At 72.0% G+C, this 16,152-nt stretch carries 12 protein-coding genes (1 of these 12 only partly in view); 4 read left to right on the top strand and 8 right to left on the bottom strand.

Annotated elements, in window-relative coordinates:
- The 6 genes from HBB12_RS28365 to HBB12_RS28340 all read right to left on the bottom strand — a co-directional run.
- On the bottom strand, positions 1-646 hold the 5' portion of the coding sequence (locus HBB12_RS28365; RefSeq protein WP_236992429.1) for a M48 family metallopeptidase. Its footprint begins 473 nt before the window's first position; only the first 646 of its 1,119 coding nucleotides appear in the window; it begins with the start codon at positions 644-646; its stop codon lies off the left edge, out of view.
- A gap of 3 nt (positions 647-649) precedes the next feature.
- Positions 650-1,915, bottom strand: a complete 1,266-nt coding sequence (locus HBB12_RS28360) for a DUF898 family protein (RefSeq protein ID WP_236992428.1) — start codon at positions 1,913-1,915, stop codon at positions 650-652.
- Positions 1,916-2,136: 221 nt separating this feature from the next.
- Positions 2,137-5,205: an efflux RND transporter permease subunit gene (locus tag HBB12_RS28355; protein ID WP_236992427.1), complete on the bottom strand. Its 3,069-nt coding sequence runs from the start codon at positions 5,203-5,205 to the stop codon at positions 2,137-2,139.
- Positions 5,206-5,383: 178 nt separating this feature from the next.
- The gene (locus tag HBB12_RS28350) at positions 5,384-6,469 is read right to left on the bottom strand and encodes an efflux RND transporter periplasmic adaptor subunit (RefSeq protein WP_236992426.1); all 1,086 of its coding nucleotides are present in this window, start codon (positions 6,467-6,469) and stop codon (positions 5,384-5,386) included.
- Positions 6,466-7,644 carry an efflux RND transporter periplasmic adaptor subunit gene (locus HBB12_RS28345; protein ID WP_236992425.1) on the bottom strand — a complete coding sequence of 393 codons (1,179 nt, stop codon included), beginning with the start codon at positions 7,642-7,644 and terminating at the stop codon, positions 6,466-6,468. Before HBB12_RS28345 ends, HBB12_RS28350 begins: the two co-directional genes overlap by 4 nt.
- 203 nt (positions 7,645-7,847) lie before the next feature.
- Positions 7,848-8,120 carry a hypothetical protein gene (locus tag HBB12_RS28340; RefSeq protein WP_236992424.1) on the bottom strand — a complete coding sequence of 91 codons (273 nt, stop codon included), beginning with the start codon at positions 8,118-8,120 and terminating at the stop codon, positions 7,848-7,850.
- Positions 8,121-8,188: 68 nt separating this feature from the next.
- Here HBB12_RS28340 and HBB12_RS28335 point away from each other — a divergent pair, with 68 nt between their 5' ends.
- The 4 genes from HBB12_RS28335 to HBB12_RS28320 all read left to right on the top strand — a co-directional run bounded on the left by HBB12_RS28335 (position 8,189) and on the right by HBB12_RS28320 (position 12,227).
- Entirely contained in the window at positions 8,189-8,848 is a 660-nt protein-coding gene (locus HBB12_RS28335) for a TetR/AcrR family transcriptional regulator (RefSeq protein WP_236992423.1), read from the top strand.
- A gap of 575 nt (positions 8,849-9,423) precedes the next feature.
- Entirely contained in the window at positions 9,424-10,080 is a 657-nt protein-coding gene (locus HBB12_RS28330; RefSeq protein WP_236992422.1) for a DUF1007 family protein, read from the top strand.
- The gene (locus tag HBB12_RS28325; protein WP_236992421.1) at positions 10,074-11,078 is read left to right on the top strand and encodes a nickel/cobalt transporter; all 1,005 of its coding nucleotides are present in this window, start codon (positions 10,074-10,076) and stop codon (positions 11,076-11,078) included. Before HBB12_RS28330 ends, HBB12_RS28325 begins: the two co-directional genes overlap by 7 nt.
- Positions 11,079-11,141: 63 nt before the next feature.
- Positions 11,142-12,227 carry an IS630 family transposase gene (locus tag HBB12_RS28320; protein WP_236991000.1) on the top strand — a complete coding sequence of 362 codons (1,086 nt, stop codon included), beginning with the start codon at positions 11,142-11,144 and terminating at the stop codon, positions 12,225-12,227.
- Between the two features lie 49 nt (positions 12,228-12,276).
- Here the strand turns inward: HBB12_RS28320 and HBB12_RS28315 are convergent, their stop codons facing one another.
- Positions 12,277-13,185 (bottom strand): MBL fold metallo-hydrolase, encoded by a 909-nt coding sequence (locus HBB12_RS28315; protein WP_442919330.1) that lies wholly within the window; start codon positions 13,183-13,185, stop codon positions 12,277-12,279.
- Positions 13,186-13,352: 167 nt separating this feature from the next.
- Positions 13,353-16,067, bottom strand: a complete 2,715-nt coding sequence (locus HBB12_RS28310; protein WP_236992419.1) for an ABC transporter ATP-binding protein/permease — start codon at positions 16,065-16,067, stop codon at positions 13,353-13,355.
- Positions 16,068-16,152 lie beyond the last annotated feature (85 nt).

Here is a 16,152-nt window from a genome sequence, read left to right as displayed (position 1 = left end):
GGCCCGAGAGGAGGATCACCCGGGCGCCCGGCAGCGCGAAGGCGTTGGCCATCCCGTGGCGGCGCGCGGTCACGGTGAGGTCCGACGGCCGCGGCCCATCGGGACCTCCTGCGGCAACGAGCTTGGCGACGAGACGATCGAGGGCGGCGCGCCCGGGTCCCTCGGTGCAGGCCGGCGGCTGTCCCAGGAGGCGCACCACCTGCGGCTCGACCACGGCGCCGAGGCGCGCCTCGACGGAATCCGGCACGAGCGGGACGAGCAGCCGCGCCAGGTACGGGACGCCGAAGATCGCGACGAGCAGGACCGAGAGCCCGGCGGCGGCGGACCAGAGCACGAGGCGCAGGGCGCCGCCCGCCTCATCCCGCCGACGCAGATCCGGGCAGCGCTCCGCCAGGGCGGCGGCGAGCGACGCATCCGAGAATTCGACCCGGTCCGGCGCGTGGGCGGGGCCGATCCGCATCAGCGGCGGCACCGAATCCGCCGCCCGGAGGTCGAGCGGGTTCCAATCCGTCGCGATCCCGGGGCCGCTGACCCGGAGCCGCGTGTCGAGGAGCAGCCGCACCGGATGCGGCCGTGCGCTGACACCGTCGAAGTAGCGTCCCTCGGTCTCGATGGTGGTGGGGAGTGGCGGCCGCGGATCCGTCACCGCTCAGAGGCCGATCTGGAGCGCGCCGCCGACGTCCAGCGCGTCGGCGAGGCCCTCCTGCAGGCCGCTGCCGGCGCCCCGGGCCGAGGCCAGGACCGTCGAGAGTTCCCCCGGGTTGGCGACGGTCAGGCTCGTCGCGATCGCCGCCCAGAGCCGGGCCCGCACCAGGCGGACGTAGAGCACCGCGCCCAGGGGCGCGAGGGCGAGGTAGCCCAGGACGACGAACCAGTGGACCACGCCGAGACCGGCCTGCTGTCCGGCCAGGGCCAGGAGACCGACTCCGAGACCGAGCGCGAGCAGGACGCCGGCAAGGGACAGCACGTAAACGATGTAGGGCCGGTAGAAGGCGCGGGCCCGCAGGGTCGAGGCGAGGCGCGCGTTGCCGAGGCGGACCGCGCCCGCGAAGGCGCGCGCCTCGCGGGCGCGGTAATAGGGGATCAGCAGGAACGTCGCCGGGATGCAGGCCAGGGCGGCGACGAACAGGGCGGTCGCGAGGCGGCCGATCGTCGTGCCGGCATAGGCCGGGTTGAGGATCGTTTCGCCCGCCTTGCCGCCCGGCTTCGGCACCAGCAGGTCCGTCGGCGGCGAGAAATCGGACGCGACCACGAGCGCGAGGCCGAGCCCGATCAGCGGTCCGAGCCCCACGAGGTAGAACAATAGCCACGGCCCCAGCAGCTTGCGCCCGCGCGCCTCCGAGTTCAGCCGGCTCGTGCCGATCAGGGTGTGGTCGATGCGGTAGCGCTCCTGGCTCGCCCGCATGAACGGGAAGGCGAGCCCGAAGGTCAGAGAGACGAGAAGCCACCAGCCCGCCGCCCGGGCCGCGTAGACGGAGGCCGAGCCGTCCTGGCCGAGCCGGATGCCGCGCCACAGCGTGCGCATCGCCCGGTAGCGGCGCCCGCGATAGAGGGCGTATTGCCCGAGCACGAACAGGGTGACGAAGGAGATCACCACCGAGAACGGCGCCAGCCGAGGGAACGCCAGGGAGATCGCGAACAGGCCGAGATAGACCGGCACTAGGAGCACGAGCGCCACCAGGAAACCGAGAAACAGTTCCTTGCCGGTGCCGGTATACTCGGCCGGCGACCCGTCGATGGCGGTGCGGCTCCAGAAGAACCGCCGCAGGTCGGTCATGTACCAGAACCGGTAGACGCCGAAGGTCACGAGCGAGAGCAGGAAGCCCTTGAGGGCCAGCCAGGTCAGGCCGTCGAGCCGCGTGTCGAAGGTCACGGGCGCGCCCTGCTGCGCAGGGCCGGGTGTCGCGGAGGTCATCGGGTCGTCCTCTGTCTGGGCGCGCGAACCCGGATTCGTCACCCTCGGTTCGCGAACCGGCTCGTCTCCTGGCGTGCCGCGCAGCTTACGCAGGGAGATGTCGGGGGACCAGCGGAGGTTGTCGGCCGCCCCGGATTATTCACGGCGGCGTCGCATGTCCGGGCGCCCATACCGTCCCGGACGCCCATGCCCTGTCGGGCATGCGCCGCCTCGCGCCCCGATCACGCCCCGGCCTGCACGTGCGCCTCGCCCTTCTTCTGCGGCCGGATCCGGTACCAGCCGACATAGAGCGCCGGCAGGAAGAACAGGGTCAGGAAGGTCGCCGCGATGATGCCGCCGATCATCGCGTAGGCCATCGGCCCCCAGAAGACCTCGCGGGCGATCGGGATCATGCCGAGGCTCGCGGCGGCCGCGGTGAGCAGGATCGGGCGCATGCGGTGGCAGGTCGCCTCCACCACCGCGTCCCAGGGATTCATGCCCTCGGCCTCGAACTCGTCGATCTGGGTCACTAGGATCACGGCGTTGCGGATGATGATGCCGATCAGCGCCAGGATGCCGAGGATCGCCACGAAGCCCATCGGGGCGCCCGACGGCAGAAGGGCCGCGACGACGCCGATGAGGCCGAGCGGCGCCACGCTCGAGACGAGGAAGAGCTTCTGGACGCTCTGGAGCTGCACCATCAGGAAGAAGGCCATCACCAGCAGCATCACCGGCACCACCGCGGCGATCGGGCCCTGGCCCTTCGCGGCCTCCTCCACGGCGCCGCCGGTCGCGACGTCGTAGCCGTCCGGCAGCTCGGAGCGGAACTGCGCCATGGCGGGGGCGAGCGCGTCGACGACCGTCGGCGGCTGGGTCGTGTCGGTGATCGAGGCGCGCACCGTGATGGTCGGCATCCGGTCCCGGCGCCAGACGATCGGCTGTTCGAGGTCGTAATGGATCTTGGCGAAGGCGAGCAGCGGCACGGTGGCGCCGCCGGCGGTCGGCACCTGCAGGCTCTGGAGCGTGTCGACGGAGCGGCGCTCCGGCCCCTGCGCCCGGCCGACCACGTCGACGAGGTAGATCGCGTCGCGGACCTGGGTGATCGTGGTGCCGCCGACGACACCGTTGAGGATGCCGGCGATGTCCTGCGAGGTCACGCCGAGCTGGCGCGCCTTGTCCTGCAGGATCTCGACCCGCAGGACCTTGCCGGGCTCGTTCCAGTCGAAGGTCGGCAGGCCGACATGCGGGTTCTGCGCCACCAGGTTGGCGAGTTTCAGCGCCTGCGCCCGCACCACCTGCAGGTCGGGGCCGCTGATGCGGTACTGGATCGGCCGACCGACCGGGGGGCCGAGGTCGAGGGGATGGATGAACACGTCGGTGCCGACGAAGTCGCGCCGGGCGAGCGCGTTGAGCCGCGCCATGGTGCGGTCGCGGGCCTCCAGCGACACGGTCTCGATCACGATCTGGCCGAAGAAGGCGTTGGAGAGCTGCTGGTCGAGGGGCAGGTAGAAGCGGATCGCGCCCTGGCCGACATAGGAGCTCCAGCGCTTGATCTCGGGGTCGCCCTTCAGGGCCAGCTCGAACCGGTCCATCTGCGCCTTGGTCTCACTGATGCTGGCGTTCTGCGGCAGGGTCATGTCGACCAGCACCTCGGGCCGGTCGGAGGCCGGGAAGAATTGCTGCTGGACGTGGCCCATGCCGACCACCGCGAGCCCGAGCAGGCCGACGCAGGAAGCGACCGTCACCCAGCGGAAGCGCATCGCCGGCAGCAGCAGGGCCCTGAAGCCGTTGAGCAGGCGGCTCGGCTTCTCGTGGTGGCCCTTCATGGTCTTCGGCAGGATCTTCACGCCGATGAGCGGCGCGAACAAAACCGCCACCACCCAGGAGACGAGGAGCGAGGCCGCGATCACCACGAACAGCGAGTAGGTGTACTCGCCCGCCGCCGAGCCGTTGAAGCCGATCGGCAGGAAGCCCGCCACGGTGACGAGCGTGCCGGTGAGCATCGGGAAGGCGGTGGAGGTGTAGGCGAAGGTCGCGGCCTTGTGCAGGCTGTCCCCGGCCTCCAGCCGCGCCACCATCATCTCGACGGTGATCATCGCGTCGTCGACGAGGAGGCCGAGGGCAATGATGAGGGCGCCGAGCGAGATGCGTTGCAGCGTGACCCCCATCACCTCCATGATGACGAACACGATGGCGAGCACCAGCGGGATCGAGAACGACACCACGAGGCCGGCCCGCATCCCGAGGCTCAGGAACGAGACCACGAGCACGATCACGACCGCCTCGACGAGGGCCTTGGTGAAGCCGCCGACCGCCTCCTCGACGATCCTGGGCTGGTCCGAGACGAGGTGGATGCCGACGCCGACGGGGAGTTCCGCCTCGACCTGGCGCATGCGGGACTTCAGGGCCTCGCCGAATTCGAGCAGGTTGCCGCTCTGCTGCATGGCGATGGCGAGGCCGATCGCCGGCCGGCCGTTGTAGCGGAAGAGCGCCTCGGGCGGGTCGGTGTAGCCGCGCTCGATCTCGGCGACGTCCGAGAGGCGGAAGAAGCGGTCGTTGACCCGCAGGTTGATCGCCTTCAGGCTGTTCTCGTCGGTGAACTGGCCGCCGACCCGGACCGAGACCCGCTCCGGCCCGGCCTGGATCACGCCCGAGGGCGCCACCGCGTTCTGGGCCTGCAGGGTCTTGATCAGCGACTGCACGTCGACGCCGAGGCCGGCGAGCTTGCGGGTCGAGAAGCCGAGATAGATCACCTCGTTCTGGGCGCCGATGATCTGGGTCTTGCCGATGCTCGGCACCTTGATGATCCGGGTGCGGACCGTCTCGACGTAATCCCGCAGCTGGCGCATCGACAGCCCGTCCGCCGTGAAGGCGTAGACGTTGCCGTAGACGTCGCCGAACTCGTCGTTGAAGAACGGGCCCTGCATGCCCTGCGGGAAGGTGCCCTTGATGTCGCCGAGGCGCTTGCGGACCTGGTAGAACAGCCACGGGATCGTCTGCGGCGGGGTGGTGTCGCGCAGGTTCACGAACACCGTCGCCTGGCCGGGCGTGGTGTAGCTCCTTGTGTAGTCGACCGCGCCAATCTGCTGCAGCTCCTTCTCGATCCGGTCGGTGACCTGGTCGAGGGTGTCGCTGATCGTGGCGCCGGGCCACACCGCCTGCACCACCATGGTCTTGATCGCGAAGGCCGGGTCCTCCTCGCGGCCGAGCTTGCGGTACGACATCGCGCCGGCGACGATCGCCACCACCATCAGGAACCAGACGAAGGAGCGGTGCGACAGCGCCCATTCGGAGAGGTTGAACGACTTCATCGGGGCGCGGCCTCGCGCTGAAAGGGAGTCAGAGCATTTTCCGACGAAGGGGATACCGGTTCGTCGCAGAAAATGCGGCTCAATCAAAGACCGGGAGCGGTGTCCGATCGCGGCGCGATCGGGCGCTGCTCTGGAAGGCGGGCCGCGTCGGGCCGCGCGCGAAAAGATCAGGGAGCGGTCAGAGACCGGAGTCGGCGAGGCGCACCGCCTGTCCGTCCTTCAGGCTGTGGACGCCCGCCACCACCACGGTCTCGCCGGCCTTCAGGCCGTCGCTCAGGGTCACCGCATCGTCGGCGCGGGGCGCGGTGTCGGCGGGCGGGACCACCGCGACGTCGCGGCGGGCGACCGATTTGCCGTCCGGTGCGACGACCCAGACGCTGGTGCGGCTCTCCTCCCGCAGGAGGGCGGTGGCCGGCAGGGTGATGCGGGGCGGTGTGGCGCGCGCCAAAGCCACCGTGATGGTGGTGCCCAGCCGGAACGCTTCCGGCGGATCGGTCAGGGTCATGCGCACCCGGCGGGTGCGGGTCGCCGGGTCGGCGAGCGGCCCGATCTCGCGCACCCGGCCCTTGGCGGTGATGGTCGGGGCGGCCTGGAGCGTCACGGTGAACTCGGTGCCGGCCTTGATGCCGGCCATCAGCCCGTCCGGGATGTCGACCACCGCCTCGCGGATGTCGGGGCGAGCGAGCGTCACCACGGCCTGGCCGGCGCTCACCACCTGCCCGACCTCGGCGCTCCAGGCGGTCACCACCCCGTCGACATCGGCCTTCAGGGTGGCGTAGCCGAGCTCGTCGGTCGCCTTCTGGAGGGCGGCCCTGGCCTGGGCGAGGCGCGCCGCGGCGGTGTCGCGGGTGGCGACCGCCGAATCGAGGGCGGCCTGGGTGACGTTGCCGCCGTCGAACAGGGTGCGCTGGCGCCCCTCGACGGCATTGGCGTTGGCGAGCTGCGCCTCCGCGTCGGTGACGTCGGCCCGGGCCCGGGTGACGGCGAATTGCAGCACGGTGGGATCGAGGGCGGCGAGCCGGGCGCCCCTGGGCACGAGGTCGCCGACATAGACGTCGCGGGCGACCATCCGGCCCGGCACCCGGAACCCGGCTTGCGTCTGGTAGCGCGGCTCGACCGTGCCGGCGAAGGGGCCGAAGGTCTCGGCGGTGCGGACCTCGACGCGGGTGGTGAGCACCGGGCGCACCGGCGGCGGTGCCTCGGCCTTCTTCTCCTGGCAGGCGGCGAGAAGGACGAGGATGGCGAGGGCGGGGACGTGTTTCACCGTCCGTCCTCCCCGACCACCGCGACCGTCTGGCCGGGGCGCAGGAGCTGGATCCCGGCCGTCACCACCCGCTCGCCCGGCTCGATGCCGTCCGACAGGACGATGGCCGAGCCGGCGTAGCGGTCGATGGTCACGGTCTTCGGTGCGACGGTGCCGCTGCCCGGATCGAGCACCCAGACCGCCGGCCGGTCCTGCCAGCGAAACAGCGCGCTCCAGGGCAGGCTGACCGCCTGCCGGGCGCGGAAGCGGCCGAGGCCCGCCACGGTGGACCCGAGCGACATCTCGGGCGGGACCTTGGAGAGTCCGATCTTCACCCGCACGCCGCCGGACGACGGATCGACCGCCGGCGAGATCTCCCGCACCGTGCCGGTGGTGCGTATCCGCGGGTCGGACAGGAGGATGATGTCGATCGTCTTGCCCTCCGGCGGCTCGGCGAGCAGTGTCTCGGAGACGATGAACACCGCGTCGCGCGGCCCGTCCTGGGCCAGGGTGAACACCGTCTGGCCCGACTGCACCACCTGGCCGGCCTCGGCGTTGCGCGCCGTGATCATGCCGGCGACCCCGGTCTTCAGCTCGGTATAGGAGAATTGCTCGCGGGCATTGCCCAGAGCCGCCTTGGCGGATTCCACCGAGGCCTGGGTGGTGCGCAGGGTCTGCTCGGCCTGGTCGTAGGCGGTGCGGGTGGTATAGCCGCTGCGCATCAGCGATTGCTGCCGCTCGAAGCTCACCTTCGCCTGGGTCAGCAGGGCCTCGGCCGAGGCGAGCGCCGCCTGCGCGGTGTCGACGTTGACCTGCTGCTCCTGCGGCTCGAGCCGCGCCAGCACCTGGTCGGCGGTGACGTGCTCGCCGACCTCGACCAGGCGCTCCTGGATCTTGCCGCTGACCCGGAAGGCGATGTTGCTCGAGAACTTGGCCTGGATGTCGCCGGTCAGCACGACCTCGGCCGAGACCGGGGCGAGCGCCGCGGTGACGACCCGGACCTGGGCGGGCGCGCCGGGAGGCGGCGCGGGCTTCGTCTCAGGCGCCGCAGGCCGCGCATCGTCCTTGGTCGTGTCCTTGGCCGTGGGGGTGGGCGCATCGGCGCGGGCTTGGCCCGCGAGGATTTGCCCCGCGAGGAGCAGGGCGGCCGTCACGGCCGAGCGGTGGAGGCCCCGGAGGATCGGGCTGGGTGTCATGGTCGTCGAGCGCACCGGTTCGGCGTGGGACGGGAAGCCCCGAAGGACAGCACGGGCGGAGGGCGGATGTGAAGGAGCGGCCGCGAGGGGGCGGATGCGGCCGCTCCTTCCAGATGTGGCGTGCCGCCCGGTCGGGAAGCGCCGCCGCATCTGTGACGAGGCCCCGGCGCCAGGCCGGGGCGAACGCGAAAGGGATGACCGGCTCAGAGCCCGCTCTGTTCGACCCGGCAGGCCGTGCAGGGCGCCGCCACCGGATCGATCCGGGTCCAGGCGATGAGCCCGGCCCAGCCGGCGATGGCGACGAGCAGCAGGGCTGCCGCCGGCACCGCCCCGCGCCGGGGCAGCAGCGGATGCGCGCGGGAGGCCGCGGGAGCGTGGAGGTCGAGACCGTTCGGCAGGCGGGTGAAACCGGGCCGAGCCGGGAGGGTTGGAGGGGACCGGCTGATCCGGGATGGGCACATCACCGTGCGGGCCATGGCGCGCTCCTTGAAGGCGACACCCATCTCGTACTAATAACTGACCAGGCAGTCAATAAGGGCACGAGATGGCAGTGGCGGGACAGCGCCGGCGGCGCAAGGAGGAGCGGCCCGGCGAGATCGTGCAGGCGGCGTTCGAGGAATTCGCCCGCAGCGGCTTCGCGGCGACCAAGCTCGACGACGTGGCGGCCCGCGCCGGCATCACCAAGGGCACGATCTACCTGTACTTCCCGAGCAAGGAGGACCTGTTCCTCGCCACCATGCACGAGATGAGCCGCCCGTCGCGGGAGCATCTGGCGGCGCTCACCGCGGCGCCGGAGGGCTCCGCCATGGCGATCCTGCGCACCCATTTCGCCTTCGAATACGCCCAGATGGTCGAGGACCGGCGCACCCGCGAGATCATCCGGATGCTGCTCGCCGAGGTCAGCCGCTTCCCCGACCTCGTCGAGCGCTGGCGCGCCGAGGTGATCGGCCCGGAGGTGGAGGCCTTGCGCCGGGTCGTCCGCTACGGGATCGCGCGGGGCGAGTTCCGCGCCTCCGCCGCCGAGGAATTCCCCCACCTGCTCTTCGCCCCGGTCATCATGGCCTGCACCTGGCGGCTGATGTTCGGCGACGACCACGCCCTGGACGGCGCGGCCTACCTGGCCGGGCACCTGGACCTGCTGGAGCGGGGATTGGTGCGGGGGGAGGGGGACTTGGCTCCAAACCCTCCCCCCTCTGCGGGCTAGCGGATTCACACTTCTCCTTCGAGAGCTAACCCTCTGTAAATATGCGCTTTCCCCTCCCCCTTGTGGGGAGGGGTTATGGGGATCGAAGATCCCGCGTGGGGGTGGTGCAGGAGGCACCGCTGCGCTCTATCCGGCACCACCCCCACCTCCAGCTCCTCCCCACAACTTGCAGCGATTCCGGGCAAGCCCGGGATCGCCGGGGGGAGGAGAGGCGCGCGAACTTCACCGGAGAAGCTCTCGAACCGAGAAGTGTGAACACGCTAGCCTCTGCGGGGGAGGGTGGCGAGCGGAGCGAGCCGGGAGAGGGGACGACGCTTCCGGAGAAGTCGCGACCAATCTGAAGGACGCCACTTTCTTCGCCGTCGCGCTGCCCCTCTCCCGGCCCCTGCTGACGCAGGGTCCACCCTCCCCCGCATAGGGGGGAGGGTTCGACCCGCGCGAGCCGTCCGGTCGGGAAGCCCGTTCCCGCCGCCCCGCTCCCGCCGCAATGCGGCGGGACCAGTGCGCCACCGGGGGCGCGACGCGCTTCACCGTCGCTTCACCACGAGGGGCGGGCGTCGCCGAAGGACATTGTCATGCTGCGCCCGTCCCGTCTGCTCGCCGGTCTCCTGGCCGGTCTTCTGCCTGCGGCTCTCGCCGCGGCGACGCCGGCGCTCGCCCATCCCCATGTCTGGATCACCACCCGGGCCGAACTCGATTACGGGCCGGACGGGGCCTTGCGGGCGGTGCGGCACGCCTGGACCTTCGATCCGACCTATTCCGCCTTCGCGATCCAGGGCCTCGGCCAGTCGCCGGCCGGGCCGATCAACCCGGCGGCGCTGGCGGCGCTCGCCCGCGACAATGCCGAGAACCTGGCCGAGCAGGGCTACTTCACGCTGCTGAAGGTCAATGGCCGCAAGCAGGATCTCGGCACCGCGACCGATCCGGCGATGACCTTCGCGGACGGGCAGCTCACCCTGCGCTTCACCGTGCCGCTCAAGGCGCCTCTGGCCGGCACCGCCTCGCTCGAGGTCTACGACCCGACCTACTTCGTCGCCTTCAGCCTCGCCGAGGGCGACGACGTCGCGACGCTCAAGGGCGCCCCGGCCGGCTGCCGCGCCACCGCCCACCGGCCGAAGACGGCCGCGCCGGCACCCGCCGCCACCGGCATGTCGGAGGCGTTCTTCGAGGCGATGACCGCCGCCTCGACCTACGGGGTGCAATTCGCCAACCGGATCGTCGTCGCATGCTGACCGCGCTCAGCCTCAATCCCCCTTCCCGCACCCTCCAGCGCTTAGGGCTTGCCGCCCTCGCGGTGCTGGCGGCCGCCGCACTGCTGGCGGCCCTGCTCGGCATCCTGGCGCCGGGCTTCCGGGCTCCGCCGCGCTCGCCCTTCGGCATCGGCTTTCGCGAGGCGGCGCCCACCGGCGCCACCAGCCTCGGGGCCTGGCTGCTCGCCATGCAGGCGGGTTTCTCCCGGGCGCTCCAGGCGGCGGTGTCGGCGGTGAAGGCCGGGCGCGACGGCACCCTGACCCTCGTCGGCCTCGGCTTCGCCTACGGTGTGCTGCACGCCGCCGGGCCCGGCCATGGCAAGGCGGTGATCGCCGGCTACCTCATGGCCGGCGAACGGGCGTTGCGTCGCGGTTTCGCCCTGAGCCTGCTCGCCGCCCTGCTGCAGGCGGTCGTCGCCCTGGCGCTGGTCGGCGGCGGCGCGGTCCTGCTGCGGATGACCGCGTCCGGCCTCAACCAGGCCGGAACGATGATCGAGACCGCGAGCTTCGCCTGCGTGGCCTTGCTCGGGGCGGCGGTGACCTGGCGCAAGGCTGGGCAGCTCGCCCGGCTCCTCAACCGCGAGGCCGGACCGGCCTGCGGATCCGATTGCGGCCATGCGGGTCTTGCCGACGGAGCCAAGGTGGAGCGCCTGACGACCTGGCGCGAGCAGGCCGGCGTGGTCTTCGCCGCCGGCACGCGGCCTTGCGCCGGCGCGGTGCTGGTGCTGGTCTTCGCCCTCTCGCAAGGCATCCTGTGGGCCGGCATCGCCGCCACCCTGGCGATGGCGCTCGGCACCGCGATCACCACCGGCGTGCTGGCGGCGCTCGCGGTCTTCGCCAAGGCGCTGGCCCTGCGGCTCGCCGGCGGCCGCGGCCAGGGCGGGGCGATCGCGGTCGGCGTCCTCGAATTGTGGGCCGCCGCCTTCGTGCTGGTGCTGGGCGCCGGGCTGCTCTCCGGCTGGGCCGCGAGCGCCTTCTAGTGTCCTGGCACTAAAGTTCGGCGACGAACGTTGTAGGGGAGGATCCTGCCACGGAGGGCACCGATGCCTCGTCCCCTGCCTGCGGTCAACCTGAGCCCGGCCGAGCGCGGCGCCCTGGAGAAATGGGCGGAGCGTCGCAAGACCGCGCAAGGCCTGGCCACGCGTGCCCGCATCCTGCTGCTGGCCGACGAGGGCGCCTCCAACAAAGCCATCGCGGCCGATCTCGCCCTCGATCCGGCGACTGTCAGCAAGTGGCGCAACCGCTTCCTGCGCGACCGCGTCGAGGGGCTCTACGATCAACCCCGCAGCGGCGCTCCCCGTCGCATCGACGATGACGCGGTCGAGGCCCTCGTGCTCGACACCCTGGAACGCAGGCCCGAGGGCGCCACGCACTGGAGTTCGCGCCTGATCGCCAAACGCCACGGCCTCTCCCACACCAGCGTCCAGCGCATCTGGCACGCCTTCGGGCTCAAGCCGCACCGCACCAAGACCTTCAAGCTCTCCACCGACCCCGACTTCGTCGGCAAGGTCCGTGATATCGTCGGGCTCTACCTCGATCCGCCGACCCGTGCCGTCGTGCTGTGTGTCGACGAGAAGAGCCAGATCCAGGCGCTCGATCGGTCGCAGCCCGTGGTACCGCTCCAGCCGGGCGACATCGAGCGGCGCACCCACGACTACAAGCGCCATGGCACGACGTCCCTGTTCGCCGCGCTCGACATCGCCACCGGGCGGGTGATCGGGCAGTGCCAGCCGCGCCATCGCGCCAGCGAGTTCCTCACCTTCCTCGACACGATCGAGGTCAACGTGCCCACCGATCTCGACGTGCATCTGGTGATGGACAACTACGCCACCCACACCACGCCCGAGGTGCGGGAGTGGCTGGCACGCCGGCCGCGCTGGCAGGTGCATCACACGCCCACCAGCGCCTCCTGGCTCAATCAGATCGAACGCTTCTTCGCCCTGCTGACCGAGCGTGAAATCCGGCGCGGCGTCTATCGCAGCGTCGAGGACCTGGAGCAGGCGATCAACGCCTTCCTGAAAGCGCACAACGCCGATCCCAAGCCGTTTCGTTGGACCAAGTCCGCCGAACAGATCATCGCCTCGGTCGAGCGCTTCTGCCTCCGAACCGCGCAGCTCGCGGACACATAACCTCGTTCATTGCCGAACTTCAGTGCCAGGACACTAGGTCGAAAGCCTTCTAGGCCACCGCCGCGACCCGCGCGCGGCGCCGCCGCGGGCTCGCCGCCACCGCCACGGAGGCGAAGCTGATCTCCTGGCGCTCGCGGGCCACGAAGGCGCCGGGCATCTCGGCCTGCATCTGCACCTCCAGCTCGCGCAGCAGCGCGTCGGTGTGCTGCGGATAGAGATGCACGATGGCGAGCCGCCCGACATTGCCGGCGCGGCACAGTTCCACGCCCTTCTGCCAGGTCGAGTGGCCCCAGCCGCGACAGGCCGGGTACTCGCCCTGCGTGAACATCCCGTCGTAGACAACGAGATCGGCGCCGCGCACGAAATCGAGCAGGGCCGGGTCGGGCCAGGGCTCGGAATGTTCGAGGTCGCTGATGTAGCAGGCGGTGCGGCCGCCATGGCGGAAGCGGTAGCCGGTGGCGCCCTGGGGATGCTCGAGCGGGATGGTGTCGACCACCGCGCCGTCCGGGAAGGTCAGGCTCTCGCCGGCCTTGAACCCGTGATGCACGAAGCGGGCGGGGAACATGTCGAGGGTGATCGGGAAGAGCGGCGGCGAGAACAGCCGGTCGAGGGGCTCGGCCGCGCTCGCCCCGTCGAGGTTGCCGCACCAGGTGTGGATCTCGCAGGCCGGGTTCAGCACCGCCGGCTTCATGAACGGCAGGCCGCCGACATGGTCGAGGTGGAGGTGGCTCAGCAGCAGGTCGATCCGCTGGGGCAGCCGGTCGCGATGATGGACGCCGAAGGCGTTGATGCCGGTGCCGGCATCGATCACGAACAGCCGCTCGCCGCAGCGAACTTCCACGCAGGGGGTATGCCCGCCGAATTCCACGAATTCCGGACCGGAGGCGCAGGTCGACCCCCTGACGCCCCAGAACCGGAACGTCAGGCCGGCTTCCATGAGAGGACCCCTCGTTGTCATGCCGGCGACCGTGATGGGGTGAGTGGGGGTTGGATGTGCGATGACGCACATGGCGGATGCTCCGGCCGGTCGGTCCGGCAAGACACTAGGTTGGGCTGTGCACGAGAGATGTGCCTCACGAACGATGAGCGCAAGACGAAGGTTCCCCCGGACGGCCTAATCTGTCGTTAAGCCGTGTGCTCGCGCACCGGGCCTGTGGACGATGGGGCATCTTGCCCGAGCGCGGCCGTCGCGGGAAGTCCCGCCTCGGGATCATCGGCGGGAGGCGATCCGGCGCCGGTCTGCACCACGGTGTTGCGCTCGGCCCGCAGCACGAGGTCGAAGGGGATGCCCGATTCCGGCCGGCACTCGTCCGGCAGGCAGACCACGAGGCCGCGCCCGGCCCGGGCCGCCCGCAGCCGCGCGATCCCTGCCATGATCTCGGGCGCGCCGCGATCGTCGAGGGCGAGGCCGACCACCAGGATGTCGGGCCGACGCACCAGGCAGCGGGCGAGGTCGATCGCCAGGCGTTCCGACGGCGTGAAGCCGTCGCGGCCCGAGAGCCCGCTGTCGGCCGCCCGCGGATCGACCTGGGTGGCGAGGCCGAAGCGGTAGACGCTCCGTTCCAGGCCGCGCTCGCGCAGCACCGTCTGCATCAGGCTGCGCACCCGCGCGCCGGCCCCGGCCTCGGCGCCGGCGATCCGGCCGAACAGCAGGTTCTCCTCCAGGCTCGCCGCGGCGGTGACCTTGCCGGGATCGTAGAACTCCACCGAGCCCTGGAGCGAGGCCGGCAGCAGGGCCGCGAAGGTGCGCCGCGCCGCGACGAGGCGCGCCTCCATCGCCTCGTCGATCAGGCCGAAGCGGTGCCGGGTCTCGCTGTAGCGCAGGCACAGGCCGATCAGCCGGGCGCGGTCGCGCTGGCCGGCCGGGCCGCGGCGCCAGCCGGAGGCCTCCGGCTGGCGCGCCACCAGATCCTCGAAGAAGCCGCGCTCCCGGGCCGGGAAGAGCGAGAAGGCGTCGAAGAGCGGGTGGTCGTCGGGCAGGTCGGAGAAGATCTCGACGGTGGCCCGGGCGATGGAAAGCCCCATCTCGGTCATCGGCCGGGTCAGGCCTTCCGCCTCCAGCACCGCCCGGGTGAAGGGATGGCCGGCGAGCCGCGCCTCCGAGAAGGCCGAGCCGACGGGCGCCCCGAACAGGATGTTCTCGCCCACCGTCGCCTGGCGGTTGTAGCGGGCGGGATCGAACGGCTCGATCAGGTGGGCGGCCTGGTCCGCCGTGAGCGCGGCGCGAAGCGCATCCCGGGTCTCGACGATGGCGGCGGCGGTGGCGGCATCGAGCCGGCGCGGCAGCACGCTGGCGAGCCCGCGGCCATAGACCAGCCGGTCGAGTCCGGTGACCGACAGGGCCTCGACCAGCCGCTCCTCCAGTTCGCGGGACTGCGGAGCGCTCGCCTCCGGGCTCGATCCGTCGGCGAAGGCGGGGTCGCCGTAGAGCAGGTTCTGCAGCAGCGTACCGCTCATCAGCACCGGCTCTGCCCCCGCATAGGCGATGCGCCGGGCCCGCTCCGCCGGATCGACCGAGCGCAGGTCGGTGCCCGCGTAGGAGACCGCCCCGGCGGTGGGTTCGAGCTGGCCGGCGATCAGGGCCGCCAGCACCCGGCTGCCGCTCCCGCGGTCGCCGAGGATCGCGACGTGGCCCGGCATCGGCACGGTGAGGTCGAGGCCGATCAGCCGCTCGCCCGAGGCCGGATCGTAGGCCGCGACGCGCGACAGCACGATCGGACCGCCGTCGGGCAGCGATTCGGACTGGCTGCGCAGGCGGCGCGGCGCCCGGGCGCGGGCCTCGAGCGAGGCGGTGGCGCGGGCGATCTCCCGGAAGGCCGGCAGGGCGGCGCGGCGGCGCCGGTTCTGGCGCAAGAAGGCGGCGACGGCGCTCGACGCGACGGCGAGCGCACCGAGCACCGCCGACAGGCCGCCGGCACTCACCGGGGCGGTGGGCGTCGGGCCCTGCCAGAGCGCGGCGGCGAGGACGATCGTCGGCACCAGCACGGCGATCGCCAGAGCCGGGGCGCGGGCGCGGGAGAGCTCGTCCTCGGTCTCGGTCAGCGCCCGGCGGGCCCGCTCGGCGACGTGGCCGAGGCGGGCATGCTCGAATTCGGTCGTGCCGTGGGCCCGCACCGCCGGCAGGCGCCGCACCAGGTCGGTCAGGCCGCGCTCCAGGGCGGCGCCCTCCAGCCGGCGCTGGTCGTCCCGGCGCTCGGTGCGGGCGATGAGGAGCTGGCGCGCCAGCGCCGCCGCCACCAGGCTGATGCCCGCCACCGCGACGAGGCGCGGCGCCACCGCGGCGGCGACCGCGAGCGTCACCAGCACGGCGCCCGCCGCCAGCGCCGGGACCAGGATGCCGACGGCGAGCAACCCGTCGGCGGCGCGGATCGCCGCCCCGACCTGGCCGGCGAGAGCCCGGGCATCGTCGCGGGAGGCCGGGCCTGAGCGCAGGATCGCCTCCTCGGCCAGTTCCCGCAGGCGGCGCACCGCCTCTCCTTGCGCCTTCACGCAGAGCCGGGCCACGCCCCAGCCGAGGAGCGCGAGGCTGAGCGCCACGCCGATCAGGCAGCCGAGCGCCCACAGGGTCAGGGCGCTGTCCGGCAGCGGCCAGCCGGACATCAGCACCAAACCGTGCCCCTGGCCGCCGCTGAGCCGCTCGGGCAGCGGCACCACGAGGTGGAGGAAATGCAGCGGCCCCCGTCCCGGCTCGGCGAGCGCCAGCAGCTCGTCGACGAGGTCGCGGAGCGCCAGCAGCCCGAGCCCGACCAGCGGGCCGCCGAGCCCGAGGGCGACGGCGACGGCGACGGCGTGCCGGCGCTTGGCGGCGCGCCAGGCGAAGACGATCGGATCGCGGTCCATCAGAGCGGGCGACGGAACCGGGGGGAGGGAGCGCCAGAGAGTGGGGCGCCGGTGGGCCGCGCCGGTCCGGTGCGCGGGGGCAGGC

It is taken from the genome of Methylobacterium sp. SyP6R (assembly GCF_019216885.1).
In the GTDB taxonomy this organism is placed as follows: Bacteria; Pseudomonadota; Alphaproteobacteria; order Rhizobiales; family Beijerinckiaceae; genus Methylobacterium.
Note: the sequence above shows the minus strand (reverse complement) of the source record. Positions and strands in the feature narration are given on the sequence as shown.

Coding starts and splice junctions, on each gene's coding strand:
- HBB12_RS28360 (WP_236992428.1), bottom strand. CDS start 1,915: ATGACCTCCGCGACACCCGGCCCTGCGCAGCAGGGCGCGCCCGTGACC.
- HBB12_RS28355 (WP_236992427.1), bottom strand. CDS start 5,205: ATGAAGTCGTTCAACCTCTCCGAATGGGCGCTGTCGCACCGCTCCTTC.
- HBB12_RS28345 (WP_236992425.1), bottom strand. CDS start 7,644: ATGACACCCAGCCCGATCCTCCGGGGCCTCCACCGCTCGGCCGTGACG.
- HBB12_RS28340 (WP_236992424.1), bottom strand. CDS start 8,120: ATGGCCCGCACGGTGATGTGCCCATCCCGGATCAGCCGGTCCCCTCCA.
- HBB12_RS28335 (WP_236992423.1), top strand. CDS start 8,189: ATGGCAGTGGCGGGACAGCGCCGGCGGCGCAAGGAGGAGCGGCCCGGC.
- HBB12_RS28330 (WP_236992422.1), top strand. CDS start 9,424: ATGCTGCGCCCGTCCCGTCTGCTCGCCGGTCTCCTGGCCGGTCTTCTG.
- HBB12_RS28325 (WP_236992421.1), top strand. CDS start 10,074: ATGCTGACCGCGCTCAGCCTCAATCCCCCTTCCCGCACCCTCCAGCGC.
- HBB12_RS28320 (WP_236991000.1), top strand. CDS start 11,142: ATGCCTCGTCCCCTGCCTGCGGTCAACCTGAGCCCGGCCGAGCGCGGC.
- HBB12_RS28315 (WP_442919330.1), bottom strand. CDS start 13,185: ATGACAACGAGGGGTCCTCTCATGGAAGCCGGCCTGACGTTCCGGTTC.
- HBB12_RS28310 (WP_236992419.1), bottom strand. CDS start 16,067: ATGGACCGCGATCCGATCGTCTTCGCCTGGCGCGCCGCCAAGCGCCGG.